At 67.3% G+C, this 14,381-nt stretch carries 12 protein-coding genes; all 12 read left to right on the top strand.

The window, feature by feature from the left end; all coding sequences use genetic code 11:
- The first annotated feature begins 7 nt into the window (after positions 1 to 7).
- The 12 genes from tssF (at position 8) to AM586_RS25765 (ending at position 14,367) form a co-directional block, all read left to right on the top strand.
- Positions 8 to 1,837, top strand: a complete 1,830-nt coding sequence (gene tssF / locus AM586_RS25820) for a type VI secretion system baseplate subunit TssF (protein WP_047822437.1) — start codon at positions 8 to 10, stop codon at positions 1,835 to 1,837.
- On the top strand, positions 1,801 to 2,868 hold the full coding sequence (gene tssG, locus AM586_RS25815) for a type VI secretion system baseplate subunit TssG (RefSeq protein ID WP_052233305.1): 1,068 nt from the start codon (positions 1,801 to 1,803) through the stop codon (positions 2,866 to 2,868). Before tssF ends, tssG begins: the two co-directional genes overlap by 37 nt.
- Before the next feature lie 631 nt (positions 2,869 to 3,499).
- The gene (locus AM586_RS25810; protein ID WP_052233304.1) at positions 3,500 to 5,860 is read left to right on the top strand and encodes a TonB-dependent siderophore receptor; all 2,361 of its coding nucleotides are present in this window, start codon (positions 3,500 to 3,502) and stop codon (positions 5,858 to 5,860) included.
- A gap of 56 nt (positions 5,861 to 5,916) precedes the next feature.
- Positions 5,917 to 6,309 (top strand): hypothetical protein, encoded by a 393-nt coding sequence (locus AM586_RS25805; RefSeq protein WP_052233303.1) that lies wholly within the window; start codon positions 5,917 to 5,919, stop codon positions 6,307 to 6,309.
- Positions 6,310 to 6,376: 67 nt separating this feature from the next.
- The gene (locus AM586_RS25800) at positions 6,377 to 7,729 is read left to right on the top strand and encodes a TolC family protein (RefSeq protein ID WP_047822434.1); all 1,353 of its coding nucleotides are present in this window, start codon (positions 6,377 to 6,379) and stop codon (positions 7,727 to 7,729) included.
- A complete protein-coding gene (locus tag AM586_RS25795) occupies positions 7,726 to 9,117 on the top strand; it encodes a multicopper oxidase family protein (RefSeq protein ID WP_047822431.1) in 1,392 nt (463 codons plus the stop codon). Before AM586_RS25800 ends, AM586_RS25795 begins: the two co-directional genes overlap by 4 nt.
- 48 nt (positions 9,118 to 9,165) lie before the next feature.
- A complete protein-coding gene (locus AM586_RS25790; RefSeq protein ID WP_373887917.1) occupies positions 9,166 to 9,525 on the top strand; it encodes a copper-binding protein in 360 nt (119 codons plus the stop codon).
- Between the two features lie 24 nt (positions 9,526 to 9,549).
- Complete coding sequence (copC, locus tag AM586_RS25785) at positions 9,550 to 9,915, top strand: copper homeostasis periplasmic binding protein CopC (RefSeq protein ID WP_047822427.1); 366 nt, start codon at positions 9,550 to 9,552, stop codon at positions 9,913 to 9,915.
- Positions 9,916 to 9,938: 23 nt separating this feature from the next.
- Positions 9,939 to 10,856: a copper resistance D family protein gene (locus AM586_RS25780; RefSeq protein ID WP_156328096.1), complete on the top strand. Its 918-nt coding sequence runs from the start codon at positions 9,939 to 9,941 to the stop codon at positions 10,854 to 10,856.
- 233 nt (positions 10,857 to 11,089) lie between these two features.
- A complete protein-coding gene (locus AM586_RS25775; protein ID WP_047822425.1) occupies positions 11,090 to 11,908 on the top strand; it encodes a GNAT family N-acetyltransferase in 819 nt (272 codons plus the stop codon).
- The gene (locus AM586_RS25770; RefSeq protein WP_047822423.1) at positions 11,908 to 12,846 is read left to right on the top strand and encodes a glyoxylate/hydroxypyruvate reductase A; all 939 of its coding nucleotides are present in this window, start codon (positions 11,908 to 11,910) and stop codon (positions 12,844 to 12,846) included. Before AM586_RS25775 ends, AM586_RS25770 begins: the two co-directional genes overlap by 1 nt.
- Positions 12,847 to 12,987: 141 nt before the next feature.
- Entirely contained in the window at positions 12,988 to 14,367 is a 1,380-nt protein-coding gene (locus tag AM586_RS25765) for an aspartate aminotransferase family protein (protein WP_047822422.1), read from the top strand.
- The last annotated feature ends 14 nt before the right edge of the window (positions 14,368 to 14,381 follow it).

The raw sequence follows: 14,381 nt of genomic DNA, 5'->3' as shown, positions 1-14,381 counted from the left end.
GAGCACCATGGACGAACTGTTTGCACAGTATGAACGCGAGCTCGTCACCATGCGGCAGCTTTGCCGCGAGTATGCCGAGCGCTATCCGAAGGTCGCGGCCAAGCTGCAGATCGGCGGCGACGCGTGCGACGATCCGCATGTCGAACGCCTGATCCAGTCGGTCGCCCTGCTGTGCGCCCGGGTGTCGAAACGCCTGGATGACGCGTATCCACAATTTACGGAGGCCCTGCTCAACCTCCTGTTCCCTCACTATCTCCGGCCGTTTCCGTCCTGCGCGATCATACGTTTTCTGCCGACCGCGCGAGGCGCCGGCGGCGGCACCGGAACAGTCGCGCGGGGCAGCTTGCTGGAATCGGCGCCGGTCCGCGGCGTGAACTGCAAATTCCAGACCGCCTACGATGTCACGCCGTCTCCCGCCGCCATTGCCTCGGCCTGGTTCGACGCGGTCATCCGCGCGCCTTCCTCGACCAGGCTGGCGCCGGGCGTGGCGGCGTCGGTTGGCATCGAGTTCGAATCCGCAGGCCCGATTTCCATGAAAACGTCGCCCTTGCGGGTCTATCTCGACGGCGACGCTTCGTTCTGCGCGGCGCTGCGCGATGCACTGTTCATGCGGACGGCGTCGGCTTACGTGCAGGCAGGCGCGGACGGCGCGTGGCTGCCTCTCGCTGCGATGCCAATCTCGCCAGTCGGCTTCACCGACGATGACGCCTTGATCCCGTTCGACGCCCGTTCGCACCGCGCCTACCGGATTCTTGCAGAGTATTTCGCCTTTCCAGAAAAGTTCAACTTCGTCGACATCGACCTGGCAGCACTCTGCGCACGCCTCCCTGCGGATTGCACCCGCTTCACGCTGCACCTGGGCCTGGCGGAGGTGCCGCCGGGATCGGACCAGGCAAGGATGCTGGCCGGACTGTCGGCGCAAAGCCTGCTTGCCGGCTGTACCCCGGTCGTCAATCTGTTCAGGCAGCCCGGGGTGCCGATCGACTACAGCCAGCAAACGGCTGAATATTCCGTGCTGGCGCATCCCGCGCATGCGGCGGCCTACGAGGTCTATTCGGTCGACCGGGTCCACATGGTGCAGCAGCGGGACAAGGACATCGCGCCGGTCGAATTCCGCCCCTTCTATGCGCTCCGGCACGGCGAGAGCGATGCACGTAAGGGCCGTTACTGGATACTGCGCCGTGACGACACACTGGCTGCCACCAGCCCGGGACATGAAAAAGTCATCTCGCTCGTCGACATCGACGGTGCACCGCTCGCGGTCGAGAAAACAACGCTGTCGATCGACCTCACCTGCACCAACCGGGACCTGCCCTGCCTGCTGAAATCCGGCGCGGCCAGCAGCGACCTGTCCATTCCCGGCGCTACCGAGGGCGCGGCGATTCGCTTTCTTCGCAGGCCCACGCGCCCCCATCGCCTGGCAAATGGCCAGGGCGCCCACTGGCGCCTGATCTCGCACCTGACGCTCAACCATCACTCGCTCGCCACCGAAGGCGCGGACGGCCTGCGCGAGATGCTGTCCCTGTACGACTTTACCGGATCGGCGGTATCGCGGCGGCAGATCGCCGGCATCGTCGGGCTCGAACATGCCGAGACCGTCGCATGGTTAAGGCACAAACGCGGCGCATCCCTGGCACACGGGACCGAAGTGCGCCTGACGATCGATGAAGAAGCCGTCGTCGGCGCCGGCCTGCACCTGTTCATCCAGGTCATCGACCAGTTCTTCGCGCTGTACGTCCAGATGAACAGTTTTATCGAACTCGTGATCCTGTCACACCAGTCCGGGGAGGAGCTGTTCCGATGCAAACCGAGAAGCGGCAGCATGCCGCTGTCCTGATCGCGCACCTGCGCGCGGCGCCCTACCGGTACCGGTTCGCGCAACTGCTGAACATCCTGGTGCGCATGCTGCGCCAACAGGGCATCCCGTACACCCAGGCATTCGGCCAGGTGCTGCGCTTTCGTAATAGCCTGTCGCTGGCTTTTCCTGCGAGCGAGATCGAAGGCCTGCAGGTCGAAGTGCAGGACGGCGCCAGGACGCCGCGCATTCACATCACACCGGCATTCATCGGACTGCTTGGCGCAAGCGGCACCCTGCCGCTGCATGACACCGAACGTGCGGCTGCGAAAACGGGCATGGGCGCGGACGAGAGCTGGACGCCATTCATCGATCTGTTTTCGAATCGGGCTGTCGGCCTGTTTTACGAGGCATGGGGAAAATACCGCGTCGAGCACGGCCTGGACACGCGGGCCCAGGACGACCTGCTTCCGCTGCTGAGCGCACTGGGTGGTCTCAGGCTGAGCAGCTTCGGGCCAGCCAGGCCTTATGGATCGATTCCCGCGGAAGTCGCCGGCTTCTACGCCGGGCTGCTCAGGACGCGTCCGATCGCCGCCTCGACCGTGGAGCGCGTGTTGGGCGAGTATTTCGGCGTTCCTGTGCGCGTCGAGGAATTCGTCGGGGCCTGGGATCCGATACCGCAGAAGTTTCGCAGCACGCTGGGCCTTACCGATCCCACCCTCGGATTCGGCGCTGCCCTAGGCGCACGCGCGTGGCGCCAGGACTTGCGTGTTCGCCTGCATATCGGTCCGCTGGATGAAAAGGCGGCGAAGGCGTTCCTGCCGAATGGCCGATCCCACGCCGGCTTGAAAGAGATGGTCAGCCTGTTTGCTGTGCCTTCGGTGCAGTACGAAGTCAGGCTTTTATTGGACCAGCCCTGTCTCAAGCCACTGACCCTGGCGACCACAGGACCGCATCGCAAACGCCTTGGCTTGAACTCCTTCTTGACCGTCAGTGCGGGCAAGGCAAGCCGGGCCGATATACGCTCCGTCCTTCGGCTGGCACCGGCTCGACGGTCCAGCGTTCCTCCATGAGGCACGGCGGCTTATCGTGGCAAAAGGGCTCGGCGGCACGTTTGGACCGGTATAGCCGAGTTCCGATGCGCCCCATACTTCATCGACAAGAGCCAGGCCTGAGCGGATGCCACGAGGCAGCGGCAAGACCATCCTGGACAGTATTCGGCAACAAAACGCATGCTGCCTCTATGAGAGCACTGGTTCCTCGATGCCCTGAATACCCGAATTCAGTGATCCGGCCGAAGCGGCGGGCTTCCCGCTCCGCACGCCGAGCCCTACCCTATCTCGTACCCTCGAGATGTGTCGCCAGCCCTTCGCCGCCTTCCGCACTCCCATCCTCGCATTCGTCCCTGTCCGCCGGTACCGCTATTCAGTGGCTCGGGACTTGCCTCCCGCCATGCGATATGCCGTTTCGCCCTGCATGAACGGCGTTTTCTATTCCCTGAGATAGCGAATTCAGGCAGGATGCCTCGCGGGTCCATGTTGTAATTTTATGGACCGCATGCAATACCGCGCGTCGATAAAACAAGCATAACTTTACCTCGAGGATTCAATGCAAAAGTCGCATCGCGCTGCAGGCCCACACCCGCTGATTTCCGTTCCCCGCGCCGGTTTGACGCCGCGCGCAATTCACATTGCGATTGCCGGCTTGCTCGCCGCTCCGGCCGCCGGCGTCCATGCCCAGAGCGCGGTGGCTGCCGACATCGACGCCAATCCGGCGGCGACCGTCATCGTCACCGGCACGCGCAATATCGGCACCAGGATGCGCGACAGCGCCGCCCCGATCGCGGTGCTGTCCGCCGACGCCCTGCGCGAAACGGGCGCCTCGAACCTGTTCGATGCGATGACCGCTCTGATGCCGTCCTACGATTCACAGTCCGTGACTGGCGACATCGGCAACATGGTCCGCTCGGTGCAATTGCGCGGCCTCGGTCCGAACCACGTACTGGTGCTGGTCAACGGCAAGCGCCGCCATAACACGGCCAGCATTGCCGCCGATGCCGGCCCGAACCAGTATTCGTCGCCCGCCGACCTCGACCTCATTCCGGTCTCCGCGGTCGATCACATCGAGATCCTGCAGGATGGCGCCGCCGCGCAGTATGGCTCGGATGCGATCGCCGGCGTCATCAACATCATCCTCAAATCCTCGCCGAGCGCGGGCGAGATCAGCCTGACCGCGGGCAGCTACGGCAACAGCAAGGTCAACCCGCACCACGACCACAAGGGCCTGACCCGCGACCTGCTGCTCGACAAGGGCTTTGCGCTGTCCACGAACGGCTTCGCCCACCTGGCGGCGCAACTGCGCGACCATGACTTCACCAACCAGACCGGCGCCGACCTGGTGACCACGAACGGCTTCGGCACGCCGCTGGTGCCGCGCTCGCCGTCATCGGACCCGTTCCCCAGCAAGGTGAGCGGCGATGCGAAGACCCGGGTCGGCAGCGCCGCCCTGAACGCCGGGCTCCGCCTGGACGGCGGCGGCGAAGTCTACGGGAATGCGACCTACGCCCATCGCAACGCCTGGAGCTACCAGAACTGGCGCACCCCGACCAAGGCGCCCACCTTCTACCCCAACGGGTTCGAGCCGGTGGAAACGGCCAGGGAGGACGACTATGCGGCCAGCGTCGGCGTCAAGGGCATCATCGGCGACGGCTGGCACTGGGACCTGAGCACGACCTATGGCCGCGACGACATCGCGATCGGCGTCCAGGACAGCGTCAACCGGCCCCTGCTGCGCGATACCGGCAAGTCGCCGACCAGCTTCTACGACGGCCAGTACACGTTCTCGCAATGGACCAGCAACGCCGATGTCAGCAAGGCCTTCGATATCGGCTGGCAGGCGCCGCTGAACCTGGCGTTCGGCCTCGAGGCCCGCCACGAGTCCTACCGCCTGGGCGCCGGCGACGCCGCCTCGCGCTACGACTTCGGTCCCGACGGCTTCCCGGGCTACGCGCTCGCCGACGCCGGCACGCACACGCGCCGCAACCTCGCCGGCTATGTCGATGTGGGCGTGCGGCCAAGCCCGCAATGGCAGCTCAGCGTGGCGGGCCGCGAGGAGCACTACAGCGACTTCGGCAACACCTTCAATGCCAAGCTGACCAGCCGCTACGACTTCACGCCCGACCTTGCGCTGCGCGGCACGGTGAGCAACGGCTTCCGGGCGCCGACGCTCCAGGAAGAATTTTATTCCGCAACCAACGTCGGCCCGACCTATGCCGATGTCGTCCTGCCGGCCAACTCGCCCGCCGCCGCGTTCGCGGGCGCCAAACCGCTGGCGCCGGAAAAGTCGACCAACCTCAGCCTCGGCCTGGTAGCGACCCTGGCGCCGCGCCTGGCGGTCACGGTGGACATGTACCGGATCGAAGTCCGCCATCGCATCATCGGCTCGGGCACCCTCAGCGGGGCCGGCGCCGACGCGGCAATCGTCGCCCACGGCAGCGTGCTCGACCCCGCCATCACCGACGCCACCGTCAGCTACCTGACCAACGGGGTCGATACGCGTACCCACGGCCTGGACGCGACCGCCGACTATCCCATGGACCTCGACAGTTATGGCAAGCTCAGGTTCACTGCCGGGCTCAACCTGAACCACAACCGGGTGACCGGCGTGAGCCTGCCTAGCGGCCTGAATCCCGCGGCGATCTCGCCGGTGATCGATGCGACCCCGAAAAGCAAACTGATCCTTGGAGGCAAGTACTTCTACGGCGACTGGAACCTCAACCTGCGCGTGACCCGCTACGGCGACACCGAACTGACAGTGGCCGACCCCGACACCGACGGCGCGCCCTACCACACCAACCGTATCAAGCCGACCACGATCGCCGACCTCGAAGCGGGCTACGATTTCAGCCGGCGACTGAGCCTGACGGCGGGTGCGCGGAACCTGTTCAATCATTTCCCGGAGCACGCCGTATCGCAGGGCTACACGCACGCCTACGTGTTGCCGAGCTTTTCGCCGTTCGGCATCAATGGCGCGTATTACTACGTCAAGCTGGCCTATACGCTGTAGGGGATACAGCAGAGGACTTGATGCACCTTCTTAATTTGAGGTACGATGCCTGAACCATGCGCCTGTTCTTCCGTCTCCTGCTGTGGCTGTCGATCTCGGTGCTGTCCCTCCAGGGCGGCGCCGCGAAAGCATGCGGGCATATGGAACAGGCGCAGCGCGCGATCGCGGTCGCCTCCGGCCACCAGCATCATCAAGCCGCCGCGTCCATGACCGACGCGCACTGCGCCAAGGCTGGAGTAAAGGCCCATGGCTCATCGCATCATGGCTCATCGCATTCCAAATGCGCGAACTGCGCAAGTTGCTGCGTCGGCGCCGTCGCCCTCCCCGCCATGCCGCCGGGCTTGCACGCGCCTTCCCTGGCCGCCGCGCCGGACGCGATTCCGGAAGCAGCGATCATCTCCATCGTTCCTTCGGCCCTCGAACGGCCGCCCCGTCGCCTGTTCGTTTGAGCTTGCGTGCGCGCCGACGGCGCGCCCTCGGGCCGCCCGTGCGGCCTCAATCGATACCAGACGAACCATGAAACTTCCCTATTTGCTGCTGGTTGCGGCCAGCGCGCCGCTGCTGGCCGGCTGCGCCAGCTTTTCCCGGGATGGCGGCCTCGACGACGTCGCCCGGATGACCCAGGAACGCATCGGCCAGCCCGCGCCCCTGAAGCGCGACGGTGACCCGCAGGCCGAAGTAGCGCGCCTGCTTTCCAGGCCGCTCGACCCGGACGCCGCGGTGCGCATCGCCCTGATCAACAACCGCGGACTGCAGGCGGCGCTGGCGGACCTGGCGATCGCCGAAGCGGACTTCGTCCAGACCGGACGGCTGCCCAACCCGAGCCTGAGCTTCGGCCGGGTGCGCGGTGGCGAGGAGACGGAAATCGACCGCGGCCTCACCTTCGACCTGGCCGCGCTGCTGACCATGCCGGCGCGCAGGGGCATCGAAAGCCGACGCTTCGAGCAGGCCAAACTGCAAGCGGCGCTGCAGACCGTCCGATTGGCGGCGGATACGCGCAAGGCCTGGTACAGCGCCGTCGCCGCCGCGCAGGCGTCCGCGTTCAGCGAGCAGGTGCGCGCATCCGCGGAAGCTGCCGCCGAACTGGCCGCCCGCATGCGGGCCGCCGGCAACTGGAGTCAACTCGACGCCGCACGCGAACGCGCCTACTACCAGGATGCCGTGACCCAGCAGGCGCAGGCGCGCCTGGCGGCCACCAGCGCGCGCGAGGAACTGGTGCGCCTGCTGGGTCTCGGAGCCTCTCCCGACTTCACCCTGCCGGACCGGCTGCCCGACCTGCCCGCCCAGCCGCGCGCGCCGGAACATGTCGAGGCGACAGCGCTGTCGCAGCGGCTCGACGTCCTCATCGCGCGCCAGGATGCGCAGGCTACGGCAAAGGCCCTCGGCCTGACCCGCGCGACCGGCTTCATCGACGTGTTCGACGCCGGCTATGCCAACAAGAGCACGACCGGCACACCGCGCCAGAACGGCTACCAGGTGACGCTGGAACTGCCGCTGTTCGACTGGGGCGGCGCGCGCGTGGCGCGGGCCGAGGCAAGCTACATGGGGGCCGTCCACCGCACTGCCGACGTCGCCGTGCGGGCGCGCTCCGAGGCGCGCCAGGCCTATGCCGGCTATCGCACCACCTACGACATCGCGCGCCGCTACCGGGACGAAGTCGTCCCGCTGCGCAAGCAGATCGCCGACGAGGTCCTGCTCCGATACAACGGCATGCTCGCCAGCACCTTCGAGTTGCTCGCCGAATCGCGCGAGCAGCTTGCCAGCGTCAACGCCGCCATCGCCGCGCAGCGCGATTTCTGGATCGCCGATACCAATCTCCAGTCCGCCATGAATGCCGGCGGCACGCTTGAACCAAGGACAGCACAATGATTTCCCGTCGAGATTTCTTCAGAGGCGCCGGCGCGGTCGCGGTGAGCAGCGCCGCAGTGAGCCGCGTGGCGGCGGCCTCGCTGCCCGAAGCGGTACTGGTCGACCATGCCAGGACCCTGGTGCCGCCGCCACCGCCGAACGGACGCCCATACAACCCGGTCGTGACCCTGAACGGCTGGTCGCTGCCCTGGCGGATGAACAATGGCGTCAAGGAGTTCCACCTGGTGGCCGAGCCGGTCGTGCGCGAGTTTGCGCCGGGCATGAAGGTCAATTTGTGGGGCTATAACGGCCAGTCGCCGGGGCCGACCATCGAAGTCGTCGAGGGCGACCGGGTGCGCATCTTCGTGACCAACAAGCTGCCCGAGCACACCAGCGTGCACTGGCATGGCCAGCGCCTGCCGAACGGCATGGACGGCGTGACCGGCCTGACCCAGCCGGGGATCAAGCCGGGCAAGACCTTCGTGTACGAATTCGTCGCGCGCCGCGCGGGCACCTTCATGTACCACCCGCATGCCGACGAGATGGCGCAGATGGCGATGGGCATGATGGGCCTGTGGATCACGCATCCGAAGGAGCCTTCGCTGCATGCGGTCGACCGCGACTTCGCCTTCCTGCTCGGCGCCTACGACGTCGATCCGGGCAGCTATACGCCGAAGATCAACACGATGCTGGACTTTAACCTGTGGACCTTCAACAGCCGGGTGTTCCCGGGCATCGACAGCCTGCCGGTGCGCCAGAACGACCGCGTGCGTATCCGGGTCGGCAACCTGACCATGACCAACCATCCGATCCACCTGCACGGCCACGAGTTCGAGGTGACCGGCACCGACGGCGGCTGGACGCCGCCGGGATCCCGCTGGCCGGAAGTCAGCGCCGACGTCGCGGTCGGGCAGATGCGGGCCATCGAGTTCGTCGCCAACGAACCGGGCGACTGGGCGCTCCACTGCCACAAGTCGCACCACACGATGAATGCGATGGGCCACGACGTCCCCAACCTGATCGGCGTCGACCACCGCGGCCTGGCCGAAAAGATCGGCAAGATCGTGCCGGACTACATGGTCATGGGCGACAAGGGCGGCTCGATGGGCGGCATGGAAATGCCGCTGCCGGAAAACACCTTGCCGATGATGAGCGGCGAAGGCCCGTTCGGCAGTGTCGAAATGGGCGGCATGTTCACCGTGCTGAAGGTGCGCCCGGACCAGAAGCGCGGCGACTACACCGATCCGGGCTGGTACAAGCATCCCGCCGGCACCGTCGCCTACGAGTGGACCGGCGAACTGGCGGAGCCGGTGCGCAGCACCAGCGCGGGCCGCGGGGCGATGCCGGCCGAGCACAAGCCGGATGTCGAGCTGAGCGTCAAAAAGCCCTCCGGCCACGGCGGGCACTGAGCAAACAAAGAAGCACAAACTTCGATCTTGACTATTTGGGAGAGCCACATGACTCGCATGTTTTCGCTGTTCAGCACCATCACCCTGTCCGCCGGCCTCGCGCTGGCGGGCGCCGACGCTTTCGCGCAGGCCCACGACCATGGCGGCCACGATGCCGCGCCTGTCGCGACCGAGAGCGATGTCGCATCCTTGTCCACGGGCGAGGTCAAGAAGGTCGACAAGGACAGCGGCAAGCTGACGATCAAGCACGGGCCGCTGGCCAACCTCGACATGCCGGGCATGACCATGGTGTTCAAGGTCCAGGACCCGGCGATGCTGGACAAGGCCAAGGCCGGCGACCAGATCCGCTTCCGTGCCGAGCGTGTCAACGACGTCCTCACCGTAACCCGGCTCGAAGCAGCCAACTGAACCTCAACCACATCGGGAGTCCACATGTCCATCAAACACGTCCTGGCGGTGACCGCCTTCGCCCTCGCAAGCACCGTGACCGCGTCCGCCTTCGCGCACGCCAAGCTGCAAGCCTCCGATCCGCAGGACGGCAGCACGCTCGCCAGTGCGCCGAAGCAGGTCCGCCTGAAATTCAACGAGACGCTCGAGCCGGCCTTCAGCAAGATCCAGGTGGCGGGGCCGCAGAACAGCGAGATCCCGGTCGGCGCGACGGCCATCGACACGGCCGATCCGAGCGCCATGACGGCCACGCTGCCGCAGCTGGCCGCCGGCGACTACCGGATCCGCTGGACCGCCATGACCCATGACGGTCACAAGGTGAAGGGCGAAGTCGCGTTCAAGGTCAAGTGATGGCGCTGGACCCGCAAACCGCCTTGCGGCTTTGCACTGCCGTGCTGAACCTGGCGGTGGCCGTGCTCACGGGGGCGGGCCTGTCCGGCCTGTGGCTCGGCCGCGACGGGTCCAGCTGGGCCGAGGCGCGCCGGCAGGCCGTCCGCAGTACCGCAATCGCCGCCGCCGTGGCGGCGCTGGCGGCCGACCTGGTGCTGCTGTGGCTCGAATCGGCGGCGATGGCCGAGGTCCCGCTGCCCGACGCGGGTCCCGCTACCTGGACCATGCTGCGCTCCACCCACCTCGGCCTGGCATGGGCCATCGGGATGGCCGGCCTGGTCGTGGCCACGGCCGCGGCATGCATGGAACACGGCCGCCGTCTGGGGCAGGCAGGCTTGATCATGGCCGGGCTGGCGGTGTTCTGGTACACCCGCAGCATGGTCAGCCACGCATCCAGCGAAGGCGATTTCAGCCTGCCCTTGCTGGTGGACTGGGCGCACCAGGGACTGATCAGCCTGTGGGTGGGCGAAGTCATCCTGGCCGGCTGCGTCATGCTGGCGGAGGATACCGACATGGGCGCGGCCGACAGGCGTGCGCGGGCCGCCTACGTCGATTCGCTGTCCGGCTCGGCAACGCTCGCGCTGGCCGGCATCTTCGTCACCGGCCTGTATGCGAGCTGGCGCGACCTCGGCGGATTCGGGAACCTGCTTGGCAACCCCTACGGCAACACGCTGGCGGCCAAGCTGGCGCTGGTCGGGGTCGCCGTGCTGCTGGGCGGCTTCAACCGCTTTTGCGTGATGCCGCCCTGGCTCGCGCGCGAATCCGCGGGTCATGCGGCGCCGGTGCTGCTGCCGGCGCGGTTCCGGCACGTGCTCTGGATCGAAGGGCTGGTCCTGCTGGCGGTCGTGCTGGCGGCGGCCTGGCTGGCATCGACCTCGCCGCCGGGCGAGCTTCCGTCCTAGTCCGCTTGGGCGCAGTTGTGGCGGCGCCGCAGCCTGCACGGCTGCGGCGGCCCCTTTCAGCAGTTTGTAGCACGCGGTTCGCGCGGCACACCACATCGTTGCGTTCTACCGGCGGCCTCTGGCGTCGCGCCGCGAGCGGCGTTAGCATCCCAACGGCCGCCCGACAAAACGCACAACAAACAGGAGAAACCGTGGACCAGCCAATCGCCCAGACCGGGCTAGCGTACCGCCGCATGCACAAGCACGACCTCGAGGCGGCCCACCGCCTGTCGCAATCCCTGCGCTGGCCGCACCGGCTGCAGGACTGGGAATTCATCTACCGGCTGGGCGTGGGTTTCGTCGCCGAGTCCGACGACACCGTGGTCGGCACCATCATGTGCTGGAGCCATGGTACCGAGTTCGCCTCGATCGGCATGGTCATCGTCGGTCCGGACTGGCAGGGCCGGGGCATCGGCCGCAAGCTGATGGCGATGGCGATGGCAGAACTCGGCAAGCGCAACCTGCTCCTGCATTCGACCAATGCCGGCGAAAAGCTCTACCGGGACCTGGGTTTCGAACAGACCGGCGCGATCTGCCAGCACCAGGGCAGCGTGTTCGGCACCAAGCTGATGGCCCTGCCGCCCGGCGAACGGATCCGCCCCCTGGGCTCGCGCGAGGATGCCGCCCTGGCGACGCTGGGCGCACGCGCCACCGGCATGCCGCGCGCCACCGTGCTGGCCGCGCTGCGCGAAGTCGCCGAATGCGTGGTGATCGACCGCTACGACGAATTGATCGGCTACGCGATGCTGCGCCGTTTCGGCCTCGGCTACGCCATCGGTCCGGTGGTGGCGCCCGACATCGAGCGCGCCAAGGCCCTGATCAGCCACTGGACCGGGACCTATGCCGGCGCCTTCGTGCGCATCGACGTGCCGGCCAGCTGCGGCCTCGGCCCGTGGCTGGACGAACTGGGCCTGCTGCAGGTCGATACCGTGGCGACCATGGTGCGCGGCGAAGCGCCCCTGCCCGACGGCACGCTGCGCCAGTTCGCCATCATCAACCAGGCGCTGGGCTGATGCCGCGCCCGATCTTCCTGTACAAGGCCGACCCGGTCCGCGGCGCGGAATGGGCCGACGGCTTCGCGCGCAAGGCGCCGGAGCTGGAATTCCGCCAGTGGCCGCTGGACGGGGACGGAGACGACGCACGGGTGCGCTACCTGGCGGCGTGGGAGCCGCCCCGGGACCTGGCGCGCTTTCCACACCTCGAGCTGGTGTTCTCGGTCGGCGCCGGCATCGACCAGTTCGACTTCACGCGCGTGCCGCCGCAGCTGCCCGTGGTGCGCATGGTCGAGCCGGGCATCGTCGACGGCATGGTCGAATATGCCACGCTGGCGGTGCTGGCCCTGCACCGCGACTGGCCCGTCTACCGCGAGCAGCAGCGCGCGCAGCGGTGGATGGAACACCGCGTACGCACCGCCGCCAGCCGCCGCGTCGGCGTGCTCGGACTCGGTATGCTGGGCCGGGCCGTGCTGGACAAGCTGCGCGGCTTCGGCTTTCCCTGCGCCGGCTGGAGCCGCTCGCCGCACCACATCGAAGGTGTCGAATGCCATGCCGGACTGGAAGCGCTGCCGGCCTTCCTCGCGCGCACCGACATTCTGGTGTGCCTGCTGCCGCTGACCGCCGCCACGCGCGGCATCCTGGACGCGCGCCTGTTTGCCGGCCTGCCGCAGGGCGCGGCGCTGGTCAACTGCGGCCGTGGCGGCCACCTGGTGCAGGAGCACCTGCTGGCGGCGCTCGACAGCGGCCAGCTGTCGGCGGCCGTGCTCGATGTCTGCGATCCCGAGCCGCTGCCGGCCGGCCATCCGTTCTGGCACCATCCACGCATCGTCCTGACGCCGCACATCGCCAGCATGACCCAGCCGGAGACGGCGGTCGATGCCGTCCTCGACAACATCCGCCGGCATCGCGCCGGCCTGACGCCGACCGGCCTGGTCGAACGCGGCCGCGGTTATTGACGCCGCACCGGGGCGGCAGCACAAAATGCCGCCGCACGTTCAAATACACAATTTCCGCAAGTTCCGACGCCGCTTAACGGAAGCTACCGCTTGCGCGCCGGTCCTATCATGGATGCAGTCCATCGAAAGGATCTCCGCCAAATGACCATCACCTCGCTCGTCGATCTCGATCGCCAACACCTGATCCATCCCGTCACCAATTTCCACGCTCACCAGCAACGCGGCGTGACCATCCTGGCCTCCGGCAAGGGCGCCTATCTCACCGATGCCGACGGCAACGAACTGCTCGACGCCTTTTCCGGCCTCTGGTGCGTGAACACCGGCTACGGCCAGGAGAGCATCGTACGCGTCGCCGCCGAGCAGATGCAGCGCCTGCCCTACGCCACCGGCTATTTCAGCTTCGGCAGCGAGCCGGCGATCCGCCTGGCCGCGCGCCTGGTGGAACTGGCGCCGGCCTCGCTGCGCCACGTCTACTTCACCCAGGGCGGCTCGGACGCGGTCGATGCCGCGATCCGCTACATCACGTATTACAGCAATGCGATCGGCAAGCCGTCCAAGAAGCATTTCATCTCCCTCGAGCGCGGCTACCACGGCTCCTCGACCACCGGCGCCGGCCTGACCGCGCTGGCCGTGTTCCACCGCCACTTCGACCTGCCGCGCGCGAACCATCACTACATTCCCTCTTCCTACCCCTACCGCAACCCGGTCGGCAACGACGACCAGGCCGTCATCGCGGGCTCGGTCGCGGCGCTGCGCGCCAAGGTCGAGGAACTGGGCGCCGACAACGTGGCGGCCTTCTTCTGCGAACCGGTCCAGGGTTCGGGCGGCGTGATCGTGCCGCCGCGGGGCTGGCTCAAGGCGATGGCCGATGCCTGCCGCGAGCTGGACATCCTGTTCGTGGTCGACGAGGTGATCACCGGCTTCGGCCGCACCGGCCCGCTGTTCGCCTGCGAGGCGGAAGGCGTCGAGCCGGACCTGATGACGGTGGCCAAGGGCCTGACCGCCGGCTATTCGCCGATGGGCGCGCTGCTCTTTTCGGACGCGATCTTCCAGGCCATCGCCGACGCCGCCGGTCCCGACGTCGCGGTCGGGCACGGCCAGACCTATTCGGCGCATCCGGTCAGCGCGGCCATCGGCCTGGAAGTGCTGCGCCTGTACCACGAAGGCGGCCTGCTGGCCAACGGCGTGGCGCAGGAACCGCACTTCGCGGGCGGCCTGCGCGCATTGCTCGCCCATCCGCTGGTGGGCGACGCCCGCAGCCGCGGCCTGCTGGGCGCGCTCGAACTGGTCGCCGACAAGGATGCCAAGTCGCCGTTCCCGGTGTCCCTGAAGCTGAGCGAACGGATCGCCGCCGCGGCCTACCGCAACCGTCTCGTGTTCCGCGCCTTCGGCGACAACATCCTCGGCTTCGCGCCGGCACTGTGCTACACGGCCGACGAATTCGCGCTGCTGTTCGCGAGGTTGAAGGCAACCCTCGACGAGGTGCTCGACCAGCCCGAGGTACGCGCCGTGGTGCGCTGATTTCCGAATATAAA

Source organism: Massilia sp. WG5 (genome assembly GCF_001412595.2).
GTDB lineage: Bacteria > Pseudomonadota > Gammaproteobacteria > Burkholderiales > Burkholderiaceae_D > Telluria.
This window is presented reverse-complemented; position numbering and strand designations above follow the sequence as displayed.